This is a genomic window from Haloarcula salina, from assembly GCF_049603855.1.
Classification (GTDB): Archaea; Halobacteriota; Halobacteria; order Halobacteriales; family Haloarculaceae; genus Haloarcula; species Haloarcula salina_A.
Window position 1 is genome coordinate 1,006,141 of record NZ_CP187146.1, and the last position, 25,769, is coordinate 1,031,909.

29 protein-coding genes are annotated in these 25,769 nt (G+C 67.7%); 10 read left to right on the forward strand and 19 right to left on the reverse strand.

All coding sequences use genetic code 11. The annotated features are described in order from the left end of the window. Window positions 1–68: 68 nt before the first annotated feature. Genes ACOZ4I_RS05195 through ACOZ4I_RS05210 form a run of 4 tightly spaced genes read right to left on the reverse strand, consistent with a single transcriptional unit; the run spans window position 69 to window position 4,751 of the window. On the reverse strand, window positions 69–1,619 hold the full coding sequence (locus ACOZ4I_RS05195) for a DUF7519 family protein (protein ID WP_424003712.1): 1,551 nt from the start codon (window positions 1,617–1,619) through the stop codon (window positions 69–71). Next, window positions 1,616–2,938 carry a DUF58 domain-containing protein gene (locus ACOZ4I_RS05200; RefSeq protein WP_424003714.1) on the reverse strand — a complete coding sequence of 441 codons (1,323 nt, stop codon included), beginning with the start codon at window positions 2,936–2,938 and terminating at the stop codon, window positions 1,616–1,618. Before ACOZ4I_RS05200 ends, ACOZ4I_RS05195 begins: the two co-directional genes overlap by 4 nt. Continuing rightward, window positions 2,935–3,657 (reverse strand): DUF7269 family protein, encoded by a 723-nt coding sequence (locus ACOZ4I_RS05205; protein ID WP_424003716.1) that lies wholly within the window; start codon window positions 3,655–3,657, stop codon window positions 2,935–2,937. The genes ACOZ4I_RS05200 and ACOZ4I_RS05205 overlap by 4 nt, the downstream gene beginning before the upstream one ends. Further along, window positions 3,654–4,751, reverse strand: coding sequence for a DUF4129 domain-containing protein (locus ACOZ4I_RS05210; RefSeq protein ID WP_424003718.1), 1,098 nt, complete (start codon window positions 4,749–4,751; stop codon window positions 3,654–3,656). Before ACOZ4I_RS05210 ends, ACOZ4I_RS05205 begins: the two co-directional genes overlap by 4 nt. 121 nt (window positions 4,752–4,872) lie before the next feature. On the opposite strand from ACOZ4I_RS05210, the gene ACOZ4I_RS05215 reads away from it, so the two are divergent. Then, the gene (locus ACOZ4I_RS05215) at window positions 4,873–5,922 is read left to right on the forward strand and encodes a M48 family metalloprotease (protein ID WP_424003720.1); all 1,050 of its coding nucleotides are present in this window, start codon (window positions 4,873–4,875) and stop codon (window positions 5,920–5,922) included. Window positions 5,923–6,010: 88 nt separating this feature from the next. On the opposite strand, the gene ACOZ4I_RS05220 is transcribed toward ACOZ4I_RS05215, so the two are convergent. Next, window positions 6,011–6,754 (reverse strand): NAD(P)/FAD-dependent oxidoreductase, encoded by a 744-nt coding sequence (locus ACOZ4I_RS05220; RefSeq protein WP_424003722.1) that lies wholly within the window; start codon window positions 6,752–6,754, stop codon window positions 6,011–6,013. A gap of 155 nt (window positions 6,755–6,909) precedes the next feature. On the opposite strand from ACOZ4I_RS05220, the gene pan1 reads away from it, so the two are divergent. Further along, window positions 6,910–8,124, forward strand: coding sequence for a proteasome-activating nucleotidase Pan1 (gene pan1 / locus ACOZ4I_RS05225; RefSeq protein WP_424003724.1), 1,215 nt, complete (start codon window positions 6,910–6,912; stop codon window positions 8,122–8,124). A 99-nt stretch (window positions 8,125–8,223) separates the two neighbouring features. Beyond that, the gene (locus ACOZ4I_RS05230; RefSeq protein ID WP_424003726.1) at window positions 8,224–8,805 is read left to right on the forward strand and encodes a DUF420 domain-containing protein; all 582 of its coding nucleotides are present in this window, start codon (window positions 8,224–8,226) and stop codon (window positions 8,803–8,805) included. A 12-nt stretch (window positions 8,806–8,817) separates the two neighbouring features. On the opposite strand, the gene ACOZ4I_RS05235 is transcribed toward ACOZ4I_RS05230, so the two are convergent. The 5 genes from ACOZ4I_RS05235 to ACOZ4I_RS05255 all read right to left on the reverse strand — a co-directional run bounded on the left by ACOZ4I_RS05235 (window position 8,818) and on the right by ACOZ4I_RS05255 (window position 13,192). After that, the gene (locus ACOZ4I_RS05235; protein ID WP_424003728.1) at window positions 8,818–9,558 is read right to left on the reverse strand and encodes an ABC transporter permease; all 741 of its coding nucleotides are present in this window, start codon (window positions 9,556–9,558) and stop codon (window positions 8,818–8,820) included. After that, a complete protein-coding gene (locus ACOZ4I_RS05240) occupies window positions 9,555–10,493 on the reverse strand; it encodes an ABC transporter ATP-binding protein (protein WP_424003730.1) in 939 nt (312 codons plus the stop codon). Before ACOZ4I_RS05240 ends, ACOZ4I_RS05235 begins: the two co-directional genes overlap by 4 nt. 348 nt (window positions 10,494–10,841) lie before the next feature. Next, window positions 10,842–11,075: a SelT/SelW/SelH family protein gene (locus tag ACOZ4I_RS05245; RefSeq protein ID WP_424003732.1), complete on the reverse strand. Its 234-nt coding sequence runs from the start codon at window positions 11,073–11,075 to the stop codon at window positions 10,842–10,844. A 39-nt stretch (window positions 11,076–11,114) separates the two neighbouring features. Beyond that, complete coding sequence (locus ACOZ4I_RS05250; RefSeq protein WP_424003734.1) at window positions 11,115–11,801, reverse strand: DUF7546 family protein; 687 nt, start codon at window positions 11,799–11,801, stop codon at window positions 11,115–11,117. After that, on the reverse strand, window positions 11,798–13,192 hold the full coding sequence (locus ACOZ4I_RS05255) for a heme o synthase (RefSeq protein WP_424003736.1): 1,395 nt from the start codon (window positions 13,190–13,192) through the stop codon (window positions 11,798–11,800). The genes ACOZ4I_RS05250 and ACOZ4I_RS05255 overlap by 4 nt, the downstream gene beginning before the upstream one ends. Before the next feature lie 142 nt (window positions 13,193–13,334). On the opposite strand from ACOZ4I_RS05255, the gene coxB reads away from it, so the two are divergent. Continuing rightward, complete coding sequence (gene coxB / locus ACOZ4I_RS05260) at window positions 13,335–14,108, forward strand: cytochrome c oxidase subunit II (protein ID WP_424003738.1); 774 nt, start codon at window positions 13,335–13,337, stop codon at window positions 14,106–14,108. 462 nt (window positions 14,109–14,570) lie between these two features. Here the strand turns inward: coxB and ACOZ4I_RS05265 are convergent, their stop codons facing one another. Then, complete coding sequence (locus ACOZ4I_RS05265) at window positions 14,571–15,344, reverse strand: CAP domain-containing protein (protein ID WP_424003740.1); 774 nt, start codon at window positions 15,342–15,344, stop codon at window positions 14,571–14,573. Window positions 15,345–15,465: 121 nt separating this feature from the next. On the opposite strand from ACOZ4I_RS05265, the gene srp19 reads away from it, so the two are divergent. The 3 genes from srp19 to ACOZ4I_RS05280 all read left to right on the forward strand — a co-directional run bounded on the left by srp19 (window position 15,466) and on the right by ACOZ4I_RS05280 (window position 17,148). After that, a complete protein-coding gene (gene srp19, locus ACOZ4I_RS05270) occupies window positions 15,466–15,744 on the forward strand; it encodes a signal recognition particle subunit SRP19 (protein WP_162411753.1) in 279 nt (92 codons plus the stop codon). Next, entirely contained in the window at window positions 15,741–15,968 is a 228-nt protein-coding gene (locus ACOZ4I_RS05275) for an H/ACA ribonucleoprotein complex subunit GAR1 (protein ID WP_424003742.1), read from the forward strand. The genes srp19 and ACOZ4I_RS05275 overlap by 4 nt, the downstream gene beginning before the upstream one ends. A 136-nt stretch (window positions 15,969–16,104) precedes the next feature. Continuing rightward, window positions 16,105–17,148, forward strand: coding sequence for a presenilin family intramembrane aspartyl protease PSH (locus ACOZ4I_RS05280; protein ID WP_424003744.1), 1,044 nt, complete (start codon window positions 16,105–16,107; stop codon window positions 17,146–17,148). Here the strand turns inward: ACOZ4I_RS05280 and ACOZ4I_RS05285 are convergent. Both ACOZ4I_RS05285 and ACOZ4I_RS05290 read right to left on the reverse strand, forming a co-directional pair. Next, entirely contained in the window at window positions 17,145–18,152 is a 1,008-nt protein-coding gene (locus tag ACOZ4I_RS05285) for an ornithine cyclodeaminase family protein (RefSeq protein ID WP_424003746.1), read from the reverse strand. The genes ACOZ4I_RS05280 and ACOZ4I_RS05285 overlap by 4 nt on opposite strands. 95 nt (window positions 18,153–18,247) lie before the next feature. Beyond that, on the reverse strand, window positions 18,248–18,481 hold the full coding sequence (locus ACOZ4I_RS05290) for a hypothetical protein (RefSeq protein WP_424003748.1): 234 nt from the start codon (window positions 18,479–18,481) through the stop codon (window positions 18,248–18,250). A 488-nt stretch (window positions 18,482–18,969) separates the two neighbouring features. Between ACOZ4I_RS05290 and ACOZ4I_RS05295 the strand changes: the two genes are divergently transcribed. Continuing rightward, a complete protein-coding gene (locus ACOZ4I_RS05295; protein ID WP_424003750.1) occupies window positions 18,970–19,125 on the forward strand; it encodes a DUF7331 family protein in 156 nt (51 codons plus the stop codon). 67 nt (window positions 19,126–19,192) lie between these two features. Here ACOZ4I_RS05295 and ACOZ4I_RS05300 read toward each other — a convergent pair whose 3' ends face one another. Both ACOZ4I_RS05300 and ACOZ4I_RS05305 read right to left on the reverse strand, forming a co-directional pair. Next, window positions 19,193–19,612, reverse strand: coding sequence for a DUF3054 domain-containing protein (locus ACOZ4I_RS05300; RefSeq protein ID WP_424003752.1), 420 nt, complete (start codon window positions 19,610–19,612; stop codon window positions 19,193–19,195). Then, window positions 19,609–20,214: a class I SAM-dependent methyltransferase gene (locus ACOZ4I_RS05305; RefSeq protein WP_424003754.1), complete on the reverse strand. Its 606-nt coding sequence runs from the start codon at window positions 20,212–20,214 to the stop codon at window positions 19,609–19,611. The genes ACOZ4I_RS05300 and ACOZ4I_RS05305 overlap by 4 nt, the downstream gene beginning before the upstream one ends. A gap of 83 nt (window positions 20,215–20,297) precedes the next feature. Between ACOZ4I_RS05305 and ACOZ4I_RS05310 the strand changes: the two genes are divergently transcribed. Together ACOZ4I_RS05310 and fen are read left to right on the forward strand one after the other, a co-directional pair. Next, window positions 20,298–20,846, forward strand: a complete 549-nt coding sequence (locus tag ACOZ4I_RS05310) for a GNAT family N-acetyltransferase (RefSeq protein WP_424003756.1) — start codon at window positions 20,298–20,300, stop codon at window positions 20,844–20,846. 49 nt (window positions 20,847–20,895) lie between these two features. Beyond that, on the forward strand, window positions 20,896–21,876 hold the full coding sequence (gene fen, locus ACOZ4I_RS05315; protein ID WP_424003758.1) for a flap endonuclease-1: 981 nt from the start codon (window positions 20,896–20,898) through the stop codon (window positions 21,874–21,876). A gap of 34 nt (window positions 21,877–21,910) precedes the next feature. Here fen and ACOZ4I_RS05320 read toward each other — a convergent pair whose 3' ends face one another. The 4 genes from ACOZ4I_RS05320 to ACOZ4I_RS05335 all read right to left on the reverse strand — a co-directional run bounded on the left by ACOZ4I_RS05320 (window position 21,911) and on the right by ACOZ4I_RS05335 (window position 25,737). Further along, complete coding sequence (locus ACOZ4I_RS05320; protein WP_424003760.1) at window positions 21,911–22,468, reverse strand: hypothetical protein; 558 nt, start codon at window positions 22,466–22,468, stop codon at window positions 21,911–21,913. 124 nt (window positions 22,469–22,592) lie between these two features. Continuing rightward, on the reverse strand, window positions 22,593–23,732 hold the full coding sequence (locus tag ACOZ4I_RS05325; protein WP_424003762.1) for an ABC transporter ATP-binding protein: 1,140 nt from the start codon (window positions 23,730–23,732) through the stop codon (window positions 22,593–22,595). Window positions 23,733–23,743: 11 nt separating this feature from the next. Next, a complete protein-coding gene (locus ACOZ4I_RS05330) occupies window positions 23,744–24,676 on the reverse strand; it encodes a carbohydrate ABC transporter permease (RefSeq protein ID WP_424003764.1) in 933 nt (310 codons plus the stop codon). Beyond that, window positions 24,673–25,737, reverse strand: coding sequence for a carbohydrate ABC transporter permease (locus ACOZ4I_RS05335; RefSeq protein WP_424003766.1), 1,065 nt, complete (start codon window positions 25,735–25,737; stop codon window positions 24,673–24,675). Before ACOZ4I_RS05335 ends, ACOZ4I_RS05330 begins: the two co-directional genes overlap by 4 nt. Window positions 25,738–25,769: the final 32 nt, after the last annotated feature.

Consider the following 25,769-nt stretch of genomic DNA (forward strand, 5'->3'; position numbering starts at 1 on the left):
ACCTCCGGGTTCGCGGTGCGGGAGTAAAAGCACCCGACTCTCGACCGGCGCGTCTCGACGGACCCCAGCTACCCCTTACCGCCGGTCCGCTCGCTCTGTTGGGGCCGCTCGCGATGTGAGAGGAGGGCGACAGTGACGAGCAGGATCGACAGCAGTACCAGTCCCAGCGCGACCACCGTGGCGACCGACAGACCTGCGGCCGCGGTCGGGACGACGAACGGGAACAGGGCGTACCTGACGAGCAGGACCGCGACGATGCCCACACCGAGGACGGCCGCGGTCCCCGTGACGTGGACGAACTCGCTGTCGGTCGTCTCGGCAGCGCGACCCAGTTGCGCGCCGACGCTGCTGGCGTGCGCGCCGGTGTCCCAGACCAGCAGCGATGCGGCCGCGCCGACGAGGACCAGCAGCGGCGCGAGTCCGACTTCGGCCGCGACAAGCGTCGTCACGAACAGGAGCGCGCTCCCGGTCGCGAACCCGGCGGTGCGCCGCGGGAGCGTCCCCTCGCGTGCGACCGCCCCGAGGACGTGAACGATCGCCCTCGCAGCGGTCAGTGCCACCAGCACGCCGAGTAGTGCGGCGGTGGCGACCGCGTAGTTGCCAGTCCCGCCCAGCGACTCCCCGACGGACGCCGTGACGCCGACCGCGGCGAGGACGGTCCCGCCGAGGACCACCAGAACCGGGACGACGATGCCGCCGGCAGCGAGCGCCAGTGTGGTCGCCGGGTCGTCGCCCAGCGAGCGGACCGTCCACCTGTGGACGACGTCCGCGGCGACGACGCCGAGCAACAGCAAGAGACAGGCCGCGAGCGGGACGTGGAGCGGGCCGCTGAACGCGACGCGGAGGACTCGTCCCACGACCGGAACGCTGGCGAGGAAGCGGTCGAAGAGCCGCTGTGCGACGGACGCGAACGACACGACGAGCTGGATCGCGACGGCAACGCGGATCGTTCGGTCGATTTCCCACCAGTCCGTCCCGACCGCGGCCAGTCCGTCGAGCGCCCGGTCGGTGGTCGCCGCCGGGGCCGGGTGCCACGATTCGAGTATCGGGACGGCGCGGTCGAGCAACAGGAGGCCGGCGAGGACGCCGGCCTGGAGCGTCGCGAAGCCCACGAGGGGGTGAATCCCGTTCTCGACGAGGCCGAGTGCCACCCACAACAGATCGACGTACGCGGCGACGGTGAGCAGGGCCGCGGCACCGACACCGACGGCCATCGCCGCGGATGCCGCCCGCAGCATTCGGGGCAGCCGATCCGACTCCGCGTCGTCCGGGACCAGCCCGCTGGTCGCGTCAACGACGACGAACATCGCGGACAGGGCGAACCCGAGTGCGGTCGCCAGCGCCCACGGGTCGTCTGTCAGCCACGCGCTCCCTGTGAGGGCGGCCGTTCCGAGCACCACGCACAGGCTGCCGACCGCGACGCGGACGTGGGACGGGTGCCGGAGCGACCAGACTCCCGCGGCGACCGTCAGGCCGCCCACCAGGCTGACAAGCGTCGGGCGCGGCTCTCCGACGGCCAGGCCGAGCACGAGCGCCGTCGCCACCGCGACCGCACCGACCAGCGCCGAACTCGACTCGGCGGGTCGCCTGTCGAGCGTCGACGCCTCGTCTCGATTCATCGCGACCACCGCTCCGTCGAGCGGACCAGCGCTTTCGCGAGCGGCTCCGTCCGCGGCCAGTCGACGACGCGGACGGTCCCCCGGATGTCGCCGAGGCGTTCGCCCCGTTCGACGCGTTCGAGCGTGGCTCCCGGCGTCTCCGTCGAAGTCATGTCCGGGCTGACGACGGTGACGTCGTGGCCGTACGCGGACAGTCGCTTCGCCGCGTCGGCCGCCCGGTCGTCGAGCAGGGGCGTACAGAAGACGACCTGCGCCTCACCCGGGATCGTGCGGTCGAGCGTCGCTACCGGATCGCCGCCGTCGGTGAGGCCGTATCGGCGCTCGACCTCGTCGACGGACTGGAAGAACGAGTTTCGCGACGCGTTTCCGAAAGCCCCCGAGCGCCGGCGGTCCGACGAGGGGGACCCGCCACCGACTTCTGCGAGGAACGACTGAATGCGGCGGGCCTGTTCCCGACTCGCCGACGGCCGGAGGTACGAGCAGTCGTCGTACACCGCGGCCCCGACCCGGTTGTCATCGTCGAGCAGCGCCGTGGCGACCTGCTCCGCGGCGTACGCGCAGTACTGCACCGCAGTTGGCGCGCCCGCCTCGCTCGCCACCCGGTGACGGGCGTCGACCAGGACGACGACGCTGGCCGCCCGCGACTCGCGGAACTCGACGGTCGCGAGTTCGTTCGTCTTGGCCAGCCGGTTCCAGTCGACCCGGCTCATCGGGTCCGCGGACTGGTGCTCGCGGATGGCGTAGAACGAGACGCCGTCCCCGCCCGCGTCCGTCGGGACACGGCCGGTCTGGGCGAGGGTCTGGGACGACAGTTCGAAGTCGTCGACCGGCGCGGTACACTCGACGGGCGTCTCGATACCGACCCGCTCGGCGAACTCGACCGTCCCGGTGAGGTTCCGGCAGACGACGGTCGTCTCCGCGAAGGCGTGCTCGCCCCGGCGCACCCCGAGGGTGTAGGTGAACGACTCGCTCGCGCCGGGTTCGAGGTGCGTGCCGAAACGTGGCGAGCCGTCGACCACGTCGAGGCGCTCTGGGACGCCGTCGCGGACGCGGACGTCGGGGAGGGTCGCGTCGCCGTCGTTGCGGAGGGTCACGGTCACGTCCAGTTCCGATCCCGGAAGCGGCTCGGTGGTCTCGACCTCGCGCTCGACGGTCAGCGTCGGCTCCGGGTCGCCGATGGCGGCCTGATAGGCCGCGTACACCAGCCCGAGGACCGAGACCATGAACACCGCGGGGTTCCCGGTGACGACGCCCGCGCCGCCGGCGACGAGCGCGGCCGAGACGCCGACGTTGCGCCGCGAGGTCTCGCGGGTGCTCATCCGTCGCCCTCCTCGTACAGCGCGTAAATCTCGGCCGTCGCGGCGTCCACCCGGCGGTCGAACGACTCGCCGCTGGCCCAGTCACGCACCTGCACGGCTATCGGCGGGTCCGGCGCGTCGTCGCCGCCGAGGAGCGCGGCCGCTCGTCGGTCGTCCGTCCAGGTCCCCGCTTCGACGGCCGCGACAGCCTCGTCGCGTGTCCGGTCGGTCCGCCGGACGAGCGCACGGCGGGCCGCGGCCCGGAGGTCGCCCCTGACGTCGGCCGCGTAGCTCGCTTCGAGTCCGCTGTCGGGGTCGACGCGGCCGCCGATCCGTTCGAGTTTGTAGTCGATGTCGCCGCCGACCAGGTCGGCGCTGCCGTTCCCCGGTCGCTCCGTCGACTCGATGTCGCGGAGCAGGTCTTCGTGTGCCGCGTCGTCCGTCTCACGCTGGGCCTGCCCGTCGGGGACTGGCTCGAAACAGATGGTGTACAGTCCGACAAGTCCGACCGCGACAGCGGCGGCACTGGCGAGCGTGCGGAGCGCTGCCGGAGCGACGGCCCCCGACGCTGGAGCCAGCGACGGGACGGTGACGACCAGTACCGCGCCGGCGAGCGAGGCGAGGCCCGCGAACGTGAGTGCGAGGAACCGCCGCCCCGGCTCGGGCCGCTCGACGCTGGCGTCGACGGTCGCTCGGCCGACGCCGTCGGGGGTTTCGTCGCGCCGCTCGGCCTCTGTCATCGCTCGTCACCCCCTCGGAGCAGGCGCTCGACGGCGTCGCGGGCGGCCGCGGTTCGATCCTCGCTCTGCGAGCGGCCACCGTACTCCACGTCTCGGAACAGGTCCGTCAGCCGCCGGACCGGCTCCGCCGGCAGCCCGCGTTCGATAGCGGCGCGGGCGTACTCCCCGGGCGTCGTCGCCGCCGGGTTCGACACCGGGACACGCTCGGTCATCGCCGCCCAGGCGTCCCGCACGGACAGTGAATCCACGTCGAGACCGTCGTCTTCGTCTGTCTCGGCGCGCTCGGTCGACGGCCCGCCTTCGTCGGCCGCCGAGCCGAACAGCGACGGCCGTTCGACGCCATCTCGCAGCGACGACAGCAGCCCGTCGCCACCGCCGAGGCCCCCGAGGGCTTGGAACGGCGCGACCGTCAGCGCGCCGAGCGCCTGTGGGAACTGCACGAGGCCCCGGCCGGACAGTTTCGCGATGGGGACGACGCCGGCGGCGAGCCCGTCCAGCACGCCGCTCGCGACGGTCTCGACGCCGTGGGCGACCCGCGCCATGGCCGACGACCCGGCGAGCAGCGCGGTGGTCGTCAACTGGGGGATGCGCGAGATGACGCGGCCCGCTGACGCGTCGGCGAGCGCCGACACCGTCGTCTCGACGGCCCACGCGACTGACGCGGGGAGAACGCCGACCAGTATGCCGGCGTCGGCGGCCCCCGCTCTCGTCGACCGATACACGCCCGCGGCGACGAGGCCGATTCCGGACAGCAACAGTAGTCCGAGAACGGTTCTACCGAGCGAGCCCCGGCCGCCAGTGTCGCCGTCCGCGTCCGCACCAGCGGTCTCGGTTTCGGTCGGCTCCGGCGTCGCCGTCGAATCGGCCTGCTCGGTCGCGTCCGCCGTCGGGGCGTCGACCGGGGTCGAACTCGGTTGCCGGTGCTGGCCGTCGTCCGGCGTTCCGTCGGGGCCGCCCGGGCCGCCGCTCCGTCCGTCGAGCGGACCGCCGGCATCGAGGCCGACGCCGAGCGCGCCGGGGAACAGCGCGGTGCCGAACAGGACCGCAACGGCACAGAGGAGGGCGAGGGAGGCGCGAGCGGGGCTCGCTGACACTGTTTCACGGTTTCCGCCCGTCGGAGTAAATACTTTCCTCCCCCGTGTGACGGTGTCCGGCGTCGGGACGCACCCCACCAGAAGACCTTTCGTTCGCTGCACGGATAGCTGGAAACGCCCAATGCGGACACTCACCCGCCATATCCTGGGGACCCTGGCCCTCCTCCTCGCAGTCGACTTCGCCGTGGTTGCCACGGCTGCGTTCTTCCTGACGCCGTGGCTCGCCCCAGTGCGCGACGCCGTCGCCGCCGAGTTACCCTTCGGGAGCGCGTCGACGCGGATCGCCTGGTGGCTCGCGGTCCTCCTGCCGGCGCTGATCGCGTTCGTCTGGGCCCAACTGCGCTACACGCGGGCCCAGACGATGGCCGAGGTCGACGCCCGAGTGGTCGATCCCGAGGCCTACCCGGACCTCCACGAACGCGTTCGGCGGCTCGCACAGCTCGCAGACGTGACGCCGCCGCGGATCGCCGTCGCCGACACCGACGTTCCGAACAGTTTCGCGCTCGGCACGCTCGGCGGCGCGACCGTCGTCGTCAGCGAGGGTCTGCTCTCAGCGCTCGACGGCGACGAACTCGACGCCGTGCTGGCCCACGAACTCGCCCACGTCGCGAACCGGGACGCGACCGTGATGACGCTGGCGAGCTTCCTCCCGTCGCTGACCGACGGCGGGTACGACCCGCTCGACGAACTCCTCCCTGGCGGCGGCCGCTACGCGGTCGGTGTGGTGGCCCTGGTCGGGGCGTACGCGGCCAGCGCACGACTGCTCGACGCGCCGTTCGGAAGCCTCGCGTTCACCTTCGGCTTCCTGTTTCTGTTCGCCTGCACCGTCCTCGTCGGCGGCGTCGCGCTCGGGACGCTCACCGCCCCCGTCGTGGTCCTCGGGCGATCGCTCTCTCGCGCCCGGGAGTTCGCCGCCGACCGGAGCGCGGCGCGACTGACCGGCGACCCGGCCGCGCTGGTCAGGGCCCTCGAAACTCTCGACGGGGCGGGAGCCGACCGACCGTCGGCCGACAAGCGTCGCGCGTACGCGAGCCTGCGGGGACTGTGCTTTCTCCCCTACGGATTCGGCGGCTCGTCGGGCGAGGCGGCGAGTGCCGTCACGGAGACGCGCTCGCACCCGCCGACGGAAGAACGAATCGAGCGGTTGCGGGCCGTTGCCCGCGAGCTATAGTAGCCATTGAAAGTCAATGCACACCCGATCGCACGACTGCAGTGCGATCGGTGTGTAATTCGTTTCATTTGTTACTATAGAGGCTGGCTCAGTCTGAGTCGTCGTCCGCGACGCTCGGGTGCATCGTCGGTTCGCCCGGCATCGGCTGTTCGAAGTACCGCTGCATGACCTCCAGTGACTCCTCCTCGCGGCGCTTTCGCTCGTCCTCGTCGATCTCCTCGCAGCCCGGGGGGACCTCCCGGCCGCGCTCGGTGAAGTACCCCTCCGGCGCGGTCCAGTCGTGGTAGAAGTCCACGTCGGAGTCCTCGACGAGCGTCAGGCCGACCTGCGCGCCGTGGCCCGCGGCGACGATGGTCTGGTGGTGCTGCTCGGCCAGTCGGCCCGCCGCGTACAGGCCCGGGACCTCCGTCCGGCCGCGGTCGTCGGTTCCGATGAACTGCTTCGAGCCCCGATCGATCAGCGGGAGGTCCAGCCCGTCGAGGTACGAGGGGTCGGACCACGAGGCCGCGACGAGGTACGTCGCGTCGTAGCTCTCCCCGTCGTCGCAGGTCACGTCGAAGCCGTCGTCGGTCCGCTCGACCGACTCCGCTTTTCCGTCGATGAACCACACGCCGGCCCGCCGGGCCTGCGCGCGCATGAGTTCGAGCAGGAGCCGCGGATTGACGCCGGCCGGGAAGCCGGGGTAGTTCTCCAGGTGGGCGTTGCGGTTCAGTATCGATTCCCCCGTCGAGATGATCCGCGTCGACATGTCTGCGCGGGCGGTGAAGATCGCCGCCGAGAGTCCGGCGACGCCGCCGCCGACGATCAGCACGTCTTCGGGTTCGTCTGCCATGGGTGGCCGTTCCGGGTCCATCTCAAGAAGGATGCCGATTCGGAACCGCCGGAGTCCAGCCCGACGTATCGGCGACCTCGGGGCCCACGGCGGTCGATATCGGTATCTGGCGCTACCCGAAGCCTCATAACGATACACCTACTACACGTTTCGTAATGACCGACACCGTCGACGAGGTCGACCTGCCGTACGACGACGACGCCTCTCAGCAGAAGAAAATCGAGGCGCTGCAGGAGCGGCTCGAGGTGCTCGAAGCCCAGAACGAGGAGATGCGCGACAAGCTGCTGGACGCCAACGCGGAGAACAACAAGTACCAGCAGAAGCTCGAACGACTCACCCACGAGAACAAGAAGCTCAAGCAGTCGCCGCTGTTCGTCGCCACAGTGCAGGAGCTGTCCGACGACGGAGTCATCATCAAGCAGCACGGGAACAACCAGGAGGCGCTGACCGAGGTCACCGACGAGATGCGCGAGGACCTCGAACCGGACGACCGCGTCGCCGTCAACAACTCCCTCTCTATCGTCAAGCAACTGGACGACGAGACCGACGTCCGCGCCCGCGTGATGCAGGTCGACCAGTCGCCGGACGTGACATTCGCCGACATCGGCGGCATTGAGGAGCAGATGGACGAGGTCCGCGAGACCGTCGAGATGCCCCTGAAGAGCCCCGAGATGTTCGAGGACGTGGGAATCGACCCGCCGAGCGGCGTCCTGCTGCACGGCCCGCCCGGGACGGGCAAGACGATGCTGGCGAAGGCCGTCGCCAACGAGACCGACGCGACGTTCATCAAGATGGCCGGCTCCGAGCTGGTCCACAAGTTCATCGGCGAGGGCGCGAAGCTCGTCCGTGACCTGTTCGAACTCGCCCGCCAGGAGGAACCCGCCGTCGTCTTCATCGACGAGATCGACGCGATTGCGGCCAAGCGCACGGAGTCCAAGACCTCCGGCGACGCCGAGGTCCAGCGGACGATGATGCAACTGCTCTCGGAGATGGACGGCTTCGACGACCGCGGCGAGATCCGCATCATCGCGGCGACGAACCGCTTCGACATGCTCGACCGCGCCATCCTCCGCCCCGGTCGCTTCGACCGCCTCATCGAGGTGCCGAACCCCGACTTCGAGGGCCGCAAGCAGATCTTCCAGATCCACACCCGGAACATGAACGTCTCCGACGACGTGGACTTCGAGGTGCTGGCCGAGGAGGTGCAGGACGCCTCCGGGGCCGACGTGAAGGCCATCTGCACCGAAGCCGGGATGTTCGCCATCCGCGACGACCGGACCGAGGTCACGATGGACGACTTCCGCAACGCCTGGGAGAAGATCCAGCAGGAAGAGACGGAAGACGACGACATCTCTCGCACCTTCGCCTGACGCCTGCGGACTCTCTGGCGCTCTTCTCGCTCGGTCCCGGGCCGCGACCGTCTGTGCCGTTTTCAGAACACAGTTACCCCTCCGGTCCCGAGTCGGGGTATGGCCGTCGCAGATTCGCTCCAGTCGCGCGCCCGCGCTCGTCCGCGCCTCGTCACCGCCGCCGTCTCGGTCGTCGGCTACGCGCTCGTCTTCGGCGCGTTCGGCGGCGTGTTACCCCTCCCAGACCTCTCGCGGGAGACCGTTATTATACTCGGTGACGCCATCGCCGCCGTCAACAGCGTCGCACTCCTTGCGATTCTCGTCGGCGTCTACTTCATCAAAAACGGCGACGTCCAGAAGCACCGGGCGGCAATGCTGAGCGCCTTCGCCCTCATCATGGCGTTTCTGGTCCTGTACATCCTCAAGGTGGGCGGCGGCTTCGAGAAGGAGATCGTCGTTGAAGGGTTCGTCTGGACCGCGTACATCGTCATGCTCGCGGTCCACATCCTGCTCTCTGCGGTGTCGGTCCCCGTCGTCGTCCACGCGGTCGTCCTCGGGCTGACGCACTCGCCCGCGGAACTCAGAGAGACGATTCACGCCCGCGTCGGCCGCATCGCCGTCGCCGCGTGGAGCCTGAGCCTCTTTCTCGGCCTCGTCACCTACGTCATGCTGAACCACGTCTACGGCTGGGTCCCGCGCTGAAGCGGCGCGTCCTCAGTCCGTCCGCGGCAGGAGCCGCGCCCCGACGGCGAACCCGACGATCGCACAGGCCGTGAGTACGACGAGCGGCGTGACGGCGTCGCCCGCGCCCGTCGTCGCCGCCCGCACGCCCCGCGAGAAGTACGTCAGCGGCGACAGCCACGTCGGCAGCCAGGCCGGAAGCAGCGACTGCGGGACGAACGTCTCGGAGAGAAAGAGCAGCGGCAGGGCGAGTCCGTTACTGGCCGCGATGACGCCGTCCTGAGAGTCAGCGAGGCTGCCCAGCATCGCGCCGACGGCGCAGAACAGCGCCACGCCGAGGACGACGAACGGGAGCAGGAGGACCGAGGGCCGGATGACCGCTCCGGTCAGCCACACCATCAGCCCGAGGATGAGCAGGCCGGCGATGCCGATGATGACGACGTTGACCAGCGTCTGTGCCAGCAGCCACTCCGTTCGCGAGAGCGGCGTCGTCGCCAGCTTCTCGAAGCGGTTGCCGTCGCGGTGGCGCGCGACCTCGCTGCCCACCCGCGAGAGCGGGGTGAACAGGACGACGACGGCCAGGTACCCCGGCGCGTAGAAGCTCGGTTCCTCCGTGAACAGCCCGCCGCCGCCGGGCTGGGTCTGGACCAGCACGCCGAAGATGACGACGATGATGACCGGGAAGAAGAACGTGAAGAAGACCGCGGTCCGGCGACGCAGGAACGACAGCGACGCGGCGCGGGTCTCCGACCGGAGACGACCCAGGCGGCTCACCGCGCATCACCCGCCGTCGCCGTCGCGCGCCCGTCGTCTGTCCGGCCCACCGCCGTCCCCGTGAGTTCGAGGTAGACGTCCTCCAGGTCCGGTTCCTTCCAGGTGAGGCTGTCGTAGTCCAGTCCCGCGAGGTCGAGTTCCTCGACGACGCTCCCGATGGACTCCGGACGGATGCCGTAGACGACGAGTCGACCGTCCAGAACGCGCATCTCGGCCGGGTAGTCGATGGCCGAGACGGCGCTGTCGTCGAAGGTCCCGTCGACCACCAGTCGGCTGTCGCCGCCGTGCTCGCCGATCAGGCGTTCCGGCGTGTCGAGCGCCGCCAGTCGGCCGTTGGCGAGCAGGCCGACGCGGTCCGCGAGCCGCTGGGCCTCTTCCATGTAGTGCGTGGTGACGAGAATCGTGACGCCGCGGTCGGCCAGTCCTTCGAGCAGCGTCCAGAGGTCGCGCCGGCCGGCCGGGTCGATGCCTGTCGTCGGTTCGTCGAGCACCAGCAGGTCGGGGTCGTTGACGAGCGCTGTCGCCACACAGGTCCGGCGCTGCTGTCCGCCAGAGAGGTTCTCGTAGGTCGTTTCCGCGGTGTCGGAGAGCCCCACGTCGTCGAGAACGGCGTCCACGTCGCGGGTCTCGTCGTACAGCCCGGCGTAGTAGTCGACGAGTTCCCGCGCGGTCAGTCGCTCGTGGGGGTCGAACGACTGCGGGAGCAGGCCGATTCTGTCACGGTCGACCGCTTCGGGCGGCACACCGAACAGTTCGACCGTTCCCGACGCGTCCGTCGTACCTGTCAGCGCCCGTACGAGCGTCGTCTTCCCCGCGCCGTTGGGGCCGACGAGCGCCAGCACCTCCCCCGCAGTGGCCGACAGCGAGACGCCGTCGAGCGCGACGGTGTCGCCGTACGCCCGCCGCACGTCCGACGCGACCAGTACCTCGTCCATGCGCGCAGGTCCGGTCGGCGCGCCGAAAGCAGTTCCGTTCTCCTCGCGCCGTCGGTCGGTCTGGCCGTCTGGCTACCGACCCTCGACGAACGTCCCGCGCCAGCGGCTACACGTTCCGCCCGCACTCCAGACAGACGACTGGAAGCCACGGCTTGTCTTCCATTACCGGTTGGGTGTCTTCGCAGTTGTCGCAGAACTCAGTCTTCGTAGCCATTTGACATGAGTGTCACACCAGAAGGATAAATAGTTTGTCGTGAACCGAACGTCGAGTCTATGGTGCGGAATATAGACGTTTGGACCACTCACGAGGGATGTGAGGGTCACGTCGGCGGGGCCGACCGACGAACGCTATCGGAGTTTCGCTCGGACCGAGCGGACGATCTCGTCGACGTCGAACTCGTCGTCGGCCTTGTCGAACACCGTCTCGCCGTCGACGCTGACGCGGAACACACCGTGATCGCCCGTCACCAGGGCGATGCGGTCCAGGTGTTCCTCCAGGCCACCCAGGATTGCCCGCTGTACGTCCAGGGCACGGTCGCGAAACCCACAGGGCACGCAGTACTCGATTTCGACAGTACTCATACCCCCACTACGCCCGCCGGCGGGAAAGGCCTGCGCTCCCTATGATCTGAGTCGACTCACAACCGTCACGTCGAACCGGTGGACGCCGTACAGGAGGCCGACGGAGACGAGAAACACGGCGGTCGAGACGCCGTAGGACTGATAGAGTGCCGCCTGATACAGCGTCGCGCCGACGCCGGCGAACCCCCCGAGGAGCGAGGCGACGACCGGGAGCACACAGGACACGCAGGAGAACAACCCGAGGACGCCGCCGAGCGCGCCGCCGCTCGCGTCGACGACGGTCACGAACACCAGATAGGTGAGCGCCAGGTAGCCGGCGACCTTCCACGGGATGAGGACGGCGCTGAGCGTCGCGCCGCTGAACACTACCGTCGGCGCGAATCCGGGCGGGGCCTGCGTGACGAGCCGGAGGCCGGTCCCCTGTCCGCCGGTGCCGAAGACGCCGCCGACGTAGCCCAGTACCAGTGCGTACCCGACGGCGAGAGCGGTGGCGAGGGCCGTTCGCCGCCGGTCCACCGGTGCGGGGCGGACCCGTAGAAACACGAGCGCCGCCACGTTGAGCCAGATGAACGGGAACGTGAGGAGAAACGGGTCGGTCGCCGGCCGCGGCGTCAGCAGGACGTAGCCGAAGATAAGCAACAGCTCGGCGTTCAGAATGGCCGCCCACGTGACGAGCGAGCGCGCGTCGGGGGCGTACTCGCCGAGATCGAACGCTGTCGTGCTCATAGGACGAGTGCGTCGACGACGACGGCGATCAGCACCGCCCCGAGGTAGGCGTTCGACGCGTGAAAGGCGCGAAAGGCCGCCGCCTCGGTCTGTTCGCGGTGGAGTCTGATGACCGTCCAGAGGAACACCGCGCCAAGCGCGACCGACGTGGCCGCGTAGAGCCAGCCGAGTTCGGTCAGGACGCCGAGGACGCCCGCCGAGACGAGCGTCGCGCCGAGGTAGTAGACGATGTGCTTTCGGGTCTCGGTCTCGCCGCGGACGACGGGCATCATCGGGAAGCCGCCCGCCTCGTAGTCGTCCTTGTACGCGAGCGCGAGGTTGTAGAAGTGCGCCGGCGTCCACAGGAAGATGACTCCTGCGAGCACCACGCCGGGGAGGCCGATAGTGCCCTCGGCGGCCGCCCAGCCGATGAGGGCCGGCAGCGCACCGGCGGCCCCGCCGATGACGGTGTTCTGGACGGTGTTGGGCTTCAACAGGAGCGTGTAGACGACGCTGTAGAACAGGATCGCCGTCAGGCCGAGCACGGCCACGAGGGCGTTGACCTGCCAGAACAGCCAGAGCGACGCGACCGACAGCAGGCCGCCGAACGTGAGCGCGTTGCGGACCGGAATCTGGTGGGTCGCGATGGGGCGGTCGGACGTTCGGTCCATCCGCTTGTCGATGTCGCGTTCGAGCACGTGGTTGAACGTGCCCGACGCGCCGATGGAGAGGACGCCGCCGCCGAGGGTCAGGAGCACCGTGCGGACGGTGAGGTCGGGACCGACGGCCAGCGCCATTCCCGCGGCCGCGACGAGACACAGCAGCCACATCAGTCGGGGCTTCATGAGGCGGAAGTACGCCGATGCGGTTGCGGTGACTCGCTCGCCGAACGTGAGGGCGGCCCGCGGCTGGGCGCTCTCCTCGGCGGCCGGTTCGGGCGCGAGCGTCGGGTTCTCGACCGGGTCCTCGTCGTCGCTCCCGGTCTCGGCTTCGAGGTGCCAGGCGAGTCCGAGGACGAACGAGCCGAAGATACCCATCCCAAGCGTGAGATGCAGGCCGGGAAGCACGCCTGCGCCGGCGGTCGTCGCGACGAACGCGCCGAGTCCGATCTGCACCGGGTACAGCACCGCGCCCGCGAGGAGCGTCGCCTTCACACGCGGTTCGCAGTCGGATCGCAGGCCGACGACGACCGTCGCGGCGGCCAGCAGTCCGACGGCTGCCGCGGTCAGGCGGTGACCCCAGGCGACCAGCAGCGCCGTGTTCGTCATCGCGACGGGGCCGTCACACAGCGGCCAGGTGGTGCAGGCCGACGCCGCGTCCGTCAGCGTCGTCGTCGCGCCCGCCAGCACCAGTAAATAGACGCCGACCGCCGTCGCGGCGAGCAGCCCGGTGAACGTCCGGCTCTCTGCCATTGTCCTAGGCTTCGGTGCTGGGCACTTAGACCCCGCGATTCCGCCGTCGACACGCCCGCAATTTCACGGGTCCGGGACGCCAAAATCAGGCGACTGCGGCGAAGACAGCAGTTATTTATCCCCGAAATACTAAGCCGCCTCTATGATCCGGAAACGTGCCGGTCTGGTCGCTCTCTTCGGCGCTGCGCTGCTCGCGCTGGCTGTCGAACCGGCCGCTGCCCAGACCACGGACTCGGCGACTGAGACCCTCATCTGGGGCCTCAATCAGAACCTGCTGTACGTCGCCATCCCGATTACGGTACTCGTCGAGGGAATCCTCATCTACACCGTCTGGCGGTTCCGTAATCAGGAAGAGCCCCTTCCGACCCAGGAGAACCGTCGACTCGAGATCACGTGGACCATCGCGACGGCGATCATCCTCTTGTTCGTGGGCGTCGCGTCCTATCAGGTGATGGCGAGCCCGTACGTCACTGCGTCGGCCGCCGATCAGGCCCAGCTATCGGAGGAGAATCCCGAACTCGTCACCGTCGAGGCCCAGCGCTACGGCTGGACGTTCTACCACAACGAGTCGAGCTGGGACGGTGAGGCGGCCGCGACGACGACCGGCACCCTGAAACTCCCGGCGAACAAGGACATCGTCTTACGCGTCACGTCGGTCGACTGGCTCCACGCGTTCCACGTCCCTGGGCTCGGACTGAAGACCGACGCCTTCCCCGGCCAGTACAACCGACTCCGGACGAACGTCAACAACCCCGGAACGTACCAGCTCTACTGCGCCGAGTACTGTGGCTCCGGCCACTCCAACATGCTGGGGACCGTCGAAGTCGTCCCGCAGGACGAGTACGACCAGTGGCTCTCCGAGCAGCAGTCGAGCGGCGGAAGCGGCGGGCAGAACAACAGCACGAGCAGTAACTGACGACCACCGTCGGTTTGGTTCTCTTCTTCGCGAAGTGGGCATCTCTCGTCCGCGTACGGTGACCACCGGGTGACGTCCATCTCCATCACACGTGGGAGTGCGCTGGCCCCCAGTCCCTTTCAGCCGCGGTGTACTTGAACTGCGACCGGTCGGACACTCGACGCGCTCACCCGGGGCTAGCATCACCGATCAGGAACGCCGTCACCGGGCAGCGTTCGAGAGAACGGTTGTTGCTGTGTCCGTGCCACGTCGCTGTCCAGCCGCCTCACTGCGACTGTTGCTCTCTTTCGAGGCTGCCACTGCTGGAGGCTCTCGATCTGGCGTCTCAGGAAGCGGCTCCGAAGTTGACGGGTGAAACGTCGCGCCACCAACGGATCGTGCTGTGCGCGCCGTCACTGCCAATACGGTGGTAGGTAGGCGAAACGAGTGCGCCGAACGGTTCGACGGTCGAGAACGGCCCGCTCAGCCGCAGATGTTCGCGGTCGCGTACACGTTCCCGGTGTCGGTGACTTCGATGCCGATTCCGACGAGGTTCGCGTTCCTGAGCGTGAGGCGCTCGCGGTAGTCGGGCCAGGCCATCCACGCGTCGACGATGGTCCGTGCGACCTCCTTGTCGTTCGCGTTGAACTGCTCCTCGCCGTCCTCCTCGTACACCTGTCCGGCGACCGTCTTCTCCACGGCCTCGAAGCGGGTTCGGTCCGGAGTTTCGATGTAGTCGCCCTCCGACGAGGAGAAGGTACAGCGGTCGTAGAGGCCGCTGTTCTCGTACCGCTGCTTGCTCGACACGCCGTCGATCTTGTGGATGGCTTTGCCTTCGATCGCCATCTGTTCGCTGTGGCCCTGTGCCATCTCGTTGAGGTCATCTTCCGTCTTCAGGCCGGACTCGAACGCCGGCACGCCGGCAGCCTCGCGCTCCTCGTTGAGGTACTGTCGGACGTACGTCGAGATGTTCTGTTCGTTGAACTCCCGGGCGGGGACCGACCGCTCTTCCGGCGTGGCGGTCGCAGTCGGGGTGCCCGTCACGGTCGCCGTTGGCGTCGGCGTCGTGCTGTTGTTCGCCGTCGGCGTCGAGGCCGTTCCCTCGTCACCGCCGTCGCTCCCGTCACCCTGATCTGATCCCGTCTGTGACGGTGTTTCAGCCGGCCCACCGGCGAACTGGGTTCCGATGAGGATACCCGTTCCGAGGACCACGAGCAGCGCGACTGCCGCGACCCCGAGTAGTGCTTTCTTTGCCATCTCTATCTTTTTTAGAGCACAGATGTATGTAAGTTACTTGCTTGAGTACGACATGTAGGGGCCGAACGGGTTCCCGTCCGGTGACGACAACCCATATAAGCCGCCGGTGACCACGTCCGGTATGGTCGAGAACGTAATCTGGCCGGTGGCGCTCGACGCCGGCTGCTCGCGCAGCGACGGGCGGCGCGTCTCCCGCGACCTCGCCGTCGAGGACCCGACCGTGGACGAGATCGCGAAGGCCGTCCAGCAGGTCGGCTACGACGCGGTCATCGAACGCGAGAAGACGTATCCACGTGAGTACGAGGCCCGCGGGCGCGTCCTCGTCAGGAACGCGGACGACGCCACGAAGAGCGATCTGCTCGGGGCCGTCGCGGCCTACGTGCAGGCGCTCCGGGAATGAAGCGCATCGGCACCGTCTCACGGGTCGCACAGGGCCTCGCCATCGTCCGCGCCCCGGACGATGAGTACGCCGACGTGGGGACGACAGTCGTCGACGAGACGCTCGAAACGGTCGGCTCTGTCGTCGACGTGTTCGGGCCGGTAGACAGACCCTATCTCGCCGTCTCGCCCGACGACGGCGTTCACCTGCCGGGACTCGTGGGTGCGGTGCTGTACGCGCGGTGAATCCGCCGTGCCCGTCGGGGTGTCCCGCCGGGCGGCTTCGATCGGCCCCGTCTGATCCTGTCGCCGTCTGGCTGTTTCACCCATCGTTCGGAGCGGCTCCGTAACCCTCAAACCAGTCCCTGTCGGACGTGTGTGCATGGAGAGACGGTGGCGACTCGTCGGTGGCTGTGGACTCATCGCTGGCATCTTTCTGTTCGTCCAGCTCGGCGCGCTGGCGCTCGTCCAGCCGTTCGACTCGGCCGGCTACCAGGCGGTCGAGGATCCCTCGGACCCGACGAACAGCCTCATGTACGTCGGCGCGATTCTCGCCGCCACAGCCGTCATGCTGCTCGCCTTCCGTTACGACGTGGACCAGCTTATCCGCGGCCTCATCGTCTTTTCGGCCACCTGGCTCTCGCTGTACGTGTTCCAGGTGCTCGTCCCGCCGGTCCTGACCTACGCCGGACTCAACGTCGTCGCTGTCGCCCTCGCGCTCGGCCTCGGTGCGGCGCTGTTGCTCTACCCCGAGTGGTACGTCATCGACGCGTCCGGCGCGGTGATGGGGGCTGCCGCCGCCGGACTGTTCGGCATCAGCTTCGGCATCCTGCCGGCGCTCGTCCTGCTGACCATCCTCGCGGTGTACGACGCCATCAGCGTCTACGGCACCGAACACATGCTGACGCTCGCTTCCGGCGTGATGGACCTCAAGGTCCCCGTCGTGCTCGTCATCCCACTTTCCCTGTCGTACTCGTACCTCGACGCGACGATGCCCGATCCGACCGCCGAGGACGAAGACGAGGGGGAGACAGCTGCTGACGGCGAGGCTGCAGTCGGCGACGAGAATCAGCCGACGGAGACGTCCGACGACGAGGCCGATACGGACGACCACGCCGATCCGCTCGACCGCGACGCGCTGTTCATCGGCCTCGGCGACGCCATCATCCCGTCCGTGCTGGTCGCGAGCGCGGCGTTCTTCGCGCCGTCAGGAATCGGGACTGTCCTCGGCGTGCCGCTGCCGGCCGTCACCGCGATGGTCGGGACCTACCTCGGGCTGGCGGTCCTCCTCTGGATGGTTTTGAAGGGGCGCGCACACGCTGGGCTCCCGCTGCTCAACGGCGGGACCATCGCGGGGTACGTACTCGGCGCACTGGTCGCGGGGATGGGCCTCGTCGACGCGCTCGGACTCGCACCGTACCTCTAGCGGCCGGTCAGGGCCTCGCTCGCCGGTGCGAACTCGATTTCTTCGCCGCGTCCCTCGGACTTCGCCCGCTCGTACAGCATGTACCCGGCGGCGACCGTCTCGATTGCCGTGCCGCCGGAGTCGAAGACCGTGATCTCGTCGGGCGACTCCCGGCCGGGGGCGGTTCCGGCGACGACGTCGCCCAGTTCGGCGTGGACGTGGTCCTCGTCGACGACGCCCTCGTCGAGTGCGTTGAGGAACGACCCGGCATCGTTTGCGACGCGCTCGCGGAGGTCGGGAACGTACTTCGCGCGCTCGATGGTGGTCGCGTCGAGCTCGTGCTTCTCGGGGTGATACTGCCCCATCGCGGTCACGTGGGTCCCGTCTTCGAGCAGGTCGCCGTCGAACACCGGTTCGCTGGCGTCCGTCGCGGTGATGACCACGTCCGCTCCCTCGATCGCCGCGGCCGAGGAGGCGACGGCCGCGACGGTGGCGTCGAGGGCGTCGTTCATCTCAGCGGCGAACGCCTCGCGGTGTTCCGCGGTCGGCGAGTACACCTCGACGCGGTCGAACGAGCGAACGGTCGCCGTCGCCCGGACCTGCCCGCGGGCCTGTGCGCCGCTCCCGATGACGGCCAGGTCGCTCGCGTCGCGGCGGGCGAGCGCGTCGACGCCGACGGCCCCCGCGGCCCCGGTCTTGTGGGGATTCATGCTCGCGCCGTCGAGGACGGCGAGGGGCGCTCCGCTCTGGGAGTCGAAGATCGGCAGCGAGAAGTGAGCGTCACGCTCGCCGAAGCCCGCCGCGTAGGTGTAGCCGCCCATCGCACCAGTCTCGGGCAGGATCGCCAGATAGCCCGTCAGCATCCCCGCGGGATCGTCGGAGAACAGCGTCGTCCTTGGAGTCGCGGGCGCGCCCTCGCCCCGCTCGCGGTAGCCCGCGCGGACCGCGTCGACGTACTCGGCGGGCTCGGCGAGGTCGGAGACTTCGTCGCTCCGGAGAAACAGCGCTGTCGCGTCGGATGTCATACCCGCCTCTTCGACCGACGCGCCCTTAACAGCGGTGACGGCGCTGGCGCTTGCCGGAGAAGTGATCGTGGGAGAGAGACGGGTTCGACCGGACGCTAGTCGGCGGTCTGGATCGGTTCAGACTGTGCGTTCCGCTGGGTCCCCGCGTCGGTCGGCGTCGGGTCCACGGGAGCGCGGACGAACATCGCGTGACCGATGAGGCCGACGGCGACGACGGAGGCCATCGGGATCGCGGTCGTCAGTTCGAAGCCCGCTGCGAACAGCGAGCCGGTGATTCCTGCCATTGCGAGCGGGATGAGCCCCAGAACAACGTCGTAGTAACCCGTCATAAGTATAGATAATACTACGGGGTAGTCTGTTATTAACCTTTCCCCGTTTTCTCGGATAATACATTGAATGGCCTTCTCAAATTTGCTCTGAACCCCCAGCGAATCCAACCCATAACTTATGAGTTGGATATTGCCCCAAAGTATATATACAAAAATTCTTGTGGAGTAGTCACAAGACATCAGGAATTCGAGTGGTTTGTACCTCGTTCGTCACGAAATCCAGTCGACGCGTACTCCGCGAATATTCTGTACGTAATTATATGGCCACCGTTACCAACAGACATGGCCGTTGTGTCTGATGGCGAGCGAGACCAAGGGGTAGCGGTCTGTTAGTCACTATTTATGAATTTTGAGAACTGGATTTCGGCGACTGGGTGGTTTCTAACCCACCTGTTCTCTATCGTGATAACTGGGTCCGTGTGCTTATTACGTGCGATGGGATACCCGTAATCGGAGACAGAAGGCACAGCCGACCTCCATCCGAGACAATGAGTACGAACGCTACGGACAACACGACGGACGAGCAAGCACGACAGTACGCCGAACTCAACATCGGGGACGAGGAATTCGTCATCTACGATCGGGAGAACCACCAGGCGTGGATTCAGTCGACAGTCTCGCTCGAAGTATCGGAGCTTCGGTAAGCCTTCGTCTGCGATGCGGGGCGGACGGGTAGGCCGTCACCGCACCCGAACTCTCTTTCCTGTCGACTTATCGGTGCAGAAGCGTCGCTGCGACGCTGCGCCAGCACACGAGCAGCGTCCCACCGACGAGAACCGAGACCAGTGCGAACGTCAGCGCGGCGTTACCGGGGAACAGCTCGGTCGCGCGAAGCGCCTGTGCGATGCCGACCGCGAGTATCCAGCCGACGAACGTTTTGGCGACGGCCGCACGGAACGTTCCGATGCCGTCGCTCGTGTACAGGCCACCGATCGCCGCCACGAGGGCCCAGCCGACGAGGAACGGTGTCAGCGTGCCGGCGAACCGCCCCGGGTTGAGAAACGGATTGATACCGTGGGTGAACTCGCCGACGGCGACGAACACGCCGATGGCCAGCAGGTCACCGACGGCCAGCAGCGCGGTCCGACCGGACAGTTCGACGCGACCGTTCCCGACCGTCGAGACGCTCATACTCGCTCTTGGCCGTCGGGGTACTTTGCTCCCTCGGAATCGACGACTCCCGCGACCGTGTAGCCGAAGCCTCGCTCGACGACGCTCCCGGTGAATCCGGCGTCCGCGAGGCGAGCGACCAGTTCGTCCGGCGTATAGAACTCGGACTCGAAGCCGACCAGGTGCTCGGAGGCGACCAGAAACCGGCCAAGCAGCGTCGTCGGGTCGAACTCCCGCACCACGAGCACGCCGCCCGGCCGGACGACCGAGGCGGCTGCGCGAAACACCGCGTCCACGTCGGGCATGTGGTGTAGCGCGTCGACGATGATGGCCGCGTCGACCGAGTTCGGGCACAGCGGGAGCCTGATCGCGTCGCCGGCCACGGCGTCCAGCCCGTGCCCGCGCGCCCGTCGGAGCATTCCCGGGGCCGCGTCGACCACGATCCGCTCCGGTACGTCCAGCCGCCTGACCGCCCGTCCCGACCCGCCGCCGATGTCGACGATCCGTGTGACCTCTCGCTCGGCGACGGCCAGCCCGGCCCGGAGCTTCCCGGCCCGCGCGGGCGGCATCACGAGGTCGTACGCCGTGGCGAACCGATCGAACGCGCTCACGTCGCCGCTCATACCCCGCCCATCACGGCGAACGGAGTTATAGCTGGGTGGCCGAGACCACCACGGCTTAGAGGCCGCGGGGCCGAAATCGGGGCATGGAGTTCTCGCTGCTGGGCTGGCCCGAGGACGGTCATCGGCTCCGGCTCGACCACGAGCAATTCGCCTACGCGGGCAAGTTCGTGATGACCTCGACCGGCAAGGCCGTCGCGGGCGACGACGGCGTCGTTGCGGCTGCGGCCTTCGACGCGGACCGGACGGACCCGGACACGCTCTGCGTCCGCTACATCACCGTCCGCCGGGACCGGCAGGGCGAGGGCCTCGGTCCCCGGCTGCTCCGGTTCGTTCGCGAGCGAGCGGCCGAGAAGGGCTTCGAACGCGTCTCTATCGGCGTCAACAACCCCTTCTCGTACCAGGCCGCCTACCGGGCTGGCTTCTGTTTCAGCGGCGCGGAGTCGGGGCTGGCCGAACTCGACCTGGTCTGGCCCGGCGACCGGAGCGCGGCGCGGTACCAGGCCGGCCTGGACCTGTTCCGCGAGCGCGACCTCTCGGCGGACGAGGAGTCGTTCCTGGCGGCGAAAGCCGAAGCCGACCCCCCGCCGGTCCTCGATACCTGGACCGAACGGCCGACCTCCGCCGCCGAGTGAGCTGCCCCGCTCCGGGAGATTCAAACCGCTGTTCCCCCAAGGACTGCCAATGGGAAACGCAGACCTCCGCTCGCTCGCGGCGCTCGAAGACGTGTCGTTCGGCGACCTCGACGGGAGCGTCGTCGCCGTCGACGCCCACAACTGGCTCTATCGGTACCTCACGACGACGGTGAAGTTCACCAGCGACGCGAAGTACACCACCGCTGACGGCGAGGAGGTCGCGAACCTCATCGGCGTCGTCCAGGGCCTCCCGAAGTTCTTCGAGCACGACCTGACGCCGGTGTTCGTCTTCGACGGCGCGGTGACCGACCTCAAGGACGACGAGGTGGAAAAGCGCCGTGCCCAGCGCGAGAAGTACGAGTCGGAACTCGAAGACGCCCGCGAGGCCGGCGACGCCACCCGCGTCGCGAAACTGGACTCCCGGACTCAGCGCCTGACCGACACCATCGTCGACACGACCCGCGAACTGCTCTCTCTGCTCGACGTGCCGGTGGTCGACGCGCCGGCCGAGGGCGAGGGCCAGGCGTCGGTGATGGCCCGCCGCGGCGACGTGGACTACGTCGGCACGGAGGACTACGACGCACTGCTCTTCGGTGCGCCGCTGACGCTCCGTCAACTCACGTCGAAGGGAGACCCCGAACTGATGGACTTCGAGGCGACGCTCGAACGCCACGACCTCACCTGGGAACAGCTCGTCGACGCCGCCATCCTGATGGGGACCGACTTCAACGAGGGAATCTCCGGCATCGGTCCGAAGACCGCCGTCTCGGCGCTTCACGAGCACGGTGACCTCTACGCGGTACTCGAAGCCCGCGGCGAGCACATCGACCACGCCGACCGCATCCGCGACCTGTTCCTCGACCCGGCGGTCACCGACGACTACGAGATACCGGACGATATCGAGCCGGACCTCGACGCCGCTCGCGCGTTCGTCACCGAGCAGTGGGAGGTCGACGCAGACGAGGTGGCCCGCGGGTTCGAGCGCATCGAGGAGTCCGTCGTCCAGACGGGACTCGACCGCTGGGCCTGAGCCCACACGCGCCTGTCTTCCGGTACCCCCGAAGTTACTCGGTCTCGTGCTCCAGTTGGTCGCGCAGTCGCTGCATCTGGTCTTGCAGCCGCTCGATCTGTTCGTCCAGTTGCCCTTCGCTCGCCGACTGTAGCTCGTCGAGTTGCGCTTCGGTCTCCTCGACGAACGACATCGTCTGTGACTCGAAGTCCTCGTGGGCCGACAGTAGCATCTCGGTCTGTTCTTCGACCGTCTCCAGATAGGTTTCCGACGCGTCCTCGAACCCCTCGACGCCCTGGTCGGCGGCTTCGATTGCCTGCTGGCCGGCCTCGTTCGCCGCGTCGAACTGGTCGTCTATCGCCTGGCGCACCTGGTCGAGACCGGTCGACGCTCCGGGGACGGCCGACTCGATGGCATCGAGCGTCCGGTGCATCGTCTCCCGTGTCGTCTCGGCCCCCTGCTCGTTCAGCTCCGCGCCGTGTTCCATCCCCTGCAGCAGTGCGCGGTTGAGCTGCTGCTGGAAGGCGAGCCCGGTCGATATCGCCTGCCGACCGCCCTCGATCGTCTGGCGCTGGAGTTCGAACGCCGGTTTGAACGGATTGTTCTCGTCCATGTGTGTCTGTGTCACCCAGGAAGCTGATAAATGCTGTTCCCGGTTCGACACGGATCCGGTCCACGGAGCGACCGCTGTGCCATGCTCTCAGACTAAAACGGCAAAAATGGGCTGGAGTGGGGCTTCAGACGACCGATTCGACGGTTTCGATGTCGTCGAGCTTTCGGTTTCGGATCGCCTCTCCGCTCGCGGTGTCGAAGAGGTGGATCGCCTTCTCGGGGAATGTGACAGAGATCCGCTGGCCGGATTTGAGGCTCGTCATGCCGTCGACGGTCATGGTGAACTGCTCGTCGGCGTCCGCGTCGAACTGCAGGTGGGCCGTGTTCTCGTTCCCACGGGGCTCGACCACGTCGACCACCGCTTCGAAGGTGTTCGGGGCGGCGGTCGACTCCGCGAGTTCGATGTCCTCGGGGCGGATACCGAGCGTGATGTCGGTCGCGTCGTTCACCGCGGCGACAGTCTCGTCGCCGAGTTCGTACTCGAAGCGGTCGGCGCGCAGCGTCGACCCCTCTCGCGTCGTCGAGAAGAAGTTCATCGAGGGCTCGCCGATGAAGCCGGCGACGAAGAGATTGTTCGGCTTGTGGTAGCACTCGAGGGGCGTGGCGCACTGCTGGAGGACGCCGTCGTTGAGGATGGCGATGCGGTCGGACATCGTCATCGCCTCCGTCTGGTCGTGCGTGACGTACACCGTCGTCACGTCGAGGTCCTCCTGGAGGTGCTGGAGCTCGGTCCGCATCTCGGCCTTGAGCTTGGCGTCGAGGTTGGCCAGCGGCTCGTCCATCAGGAACACTTCGGGGTCACGGACGATGGCGCGGCCGAGCGCGACGCGCTGTTGCTGGCCGCCCGAGAGCTCCCCGGGCTTGCGGTCGATGAGTTCGAAGATGCCGAGCATCTTCGTCGCTTCCTCGACCCGTTCGTCGATCTCCGAATCGGGCATGTCCGTGGACTCCTCCAGCCCGAACGCCATGTTCTCCCGCACAGACATGTGTGGGTACAGCGCGTAGGACTGGAACACCATCGCCACGTTCCGGCGGGCCGGCGGCTGGTCGTTGATGATCTGGCCGCCCAGTCGGATCTCGCCGCTGGTGATGTCTTCGAGCCCGGCGATCATGCGCAGCGTCGTCGACTTGCCACAGCCCGACGGGCCGACGACACAGAGGAACTCGCCGTCTTCGATATCGACCGATACCTCGTCGACAGCGATGATCTCGCCGTCGTCGTCCTGGAACGTCTTCGTTACGTTGTCGAGAGTGAGTTGTGCCATTGTGAATCTCCTCAGTTTTCGCCTGCGACACCTTTCGCGAACTGTTCGCCGAACACGATGTACACGAGCAGCGTCGGGAACGCCGCGACGATTGCCCCCGCCATCGTGGTGTTGAACGACTGGACGACCCCGCCGGTCAGGGCGGCGAGTCGCTGGGTCGCGACCTGTGCCGCCGGCTCGTTGACGAGCACGAGCGCGAACAGCAGGTCGTTGTACACCTGCGTGAACTGGTAGATGAGCGTCACCGCGAACATCGGCAGCGACAGCGGCAGGATGATGTTGCGGTAGATGCTGAACGCGCTCGCGCCGTCGAGGCGGGCGGCCTCGATCATCTCGTCGGAGATGGCCTGGTAGTACGACCGGAACAGCAGCGTACAGATCGGAATTCCGTACGCGGCGTGGGTGATGGACAGCTGCATGAGCTGGACGTAGCCGTTGCGGCTCGGGTACGTCCAGTTTCCGCCCGTGATGAAGCCGAAGACGGTGTTGACGAAGCCGTTGAGCAGTCCCGGCAGGATCTGGTACCAGAACTGCGCCAGCGGGACCAGCACGGCCTGGTACGGGATGAAGATGCCGGCGATGATGAGGACGACGACGCCGACCTGTCCGCGCCAGCTAATCGTCGTCAGTCCGTACGCGGTCAGGCTGCCGAGCAGCGCCGACATGATCGTCGCCGGAATCGCCATCAGCAGTGAGTTCATCAGGCCGGGCCTGAGCGTGTTCCAGGCGGTGGCGAGCGCCGACAGCGTGAAGCCGTCGCCGCTCGGCGGCGCGAACGGGAGCGTCCGCGCGAACTCGCCCTGCGTCTTGAACATCGTCATCACGGCCGTCTCGACCGGGAAGAGGTAGAAGACGATGCCGAACAGCAACACGGCGTACAGCCCGATGCGGCTGTTGTCCATGTTGCGGAGCTCTTCGACGTAGTCGCGGTTTCGGATACTCATAGTTCACCTCGCCGGTACTCGCTGTAGAGGTACGGTCCGATCACCAGCAACGCGAGGACGAACAGCACGATGGCGATGGCCGAGCCGTACGCCCATTGCAGGCTGTCGAATGCGACCCGGTACATCATCGTCGCGAGGATGTCCATGTTGGCCCCCGGCTGGGAGCCCCGCAGCGCGTAGATGAAGTCGAAGGCCTTCAGCGCGAACACCATCAGCACCACGGACGCCGACACTGCGGAGGCCCGGAGCTGGGGGATGATGACGCGCATGTACATTCGGACGGTCGTGGCCCCGTCGACGCGCGCGGCCTCGTAGTGCTCCTGGGGAATCGCGCGCAGTCCCGCGAGGAACACGACCATCGCGTAGCCGCTGAACTGCCAGATGAGCGCGAAGATGACCGCGGCGAGGGCGGTGGTGTTCCAGGAGAGCCACTGGATGACCTCGGCGTTGACCGCGGCCGGGCGCAGCAGTCCGACCAGCAGCCCCTCTAAGTTGAACAGTCGGAGGAGCTGATTGAACACCCCGCTGCGGGCGTTGTACACCCAGGCCCACATCGTCGCGGTGACGACGAACGAGAGGCTCATCGGGAGCAGGTAGATCGTCCGGAAGGAGTTCTCGAAGCGGATGTTCTGGTCGATGAGAATCGCCACCAGCAATCCGAGCGCCAGACAGAGGACGGTGAACACGACCAGTAACACGACCGTGTTCTGGGCCGCGTGCCAGAACGCCCCGTCGTTCAGCATGCGGGCGTACATGCTGAAATCGAAGTTCGCGTACGTCGCCCCGCCCAGTCCGTTGTAGTCCGTCAGCGACAACAGGAAGTTCCAGGCGATGGCGCCGTAGACGAAAAAGCCCGCGAGCAGGACCGGCGGCAGCCAGAACGGGGCCGACTCGACGAGTTCCCACTCGACCGGGAGCGACTTCCGAAGCGTGTCGTCCCCAGCCCGCTGTACCGTCGCTCCGCCGTCTGTTGCCAGTTGGTCTCCGTTCGATTCGTCTCTCGATATCGCCGCCCGGAGTCCCCCTCCGGCGGCGCGGAGTCTGCTGAGTATCTCGCGCATGGTTGTGTCAGTCGTTCGCCGACGTGAGTTCG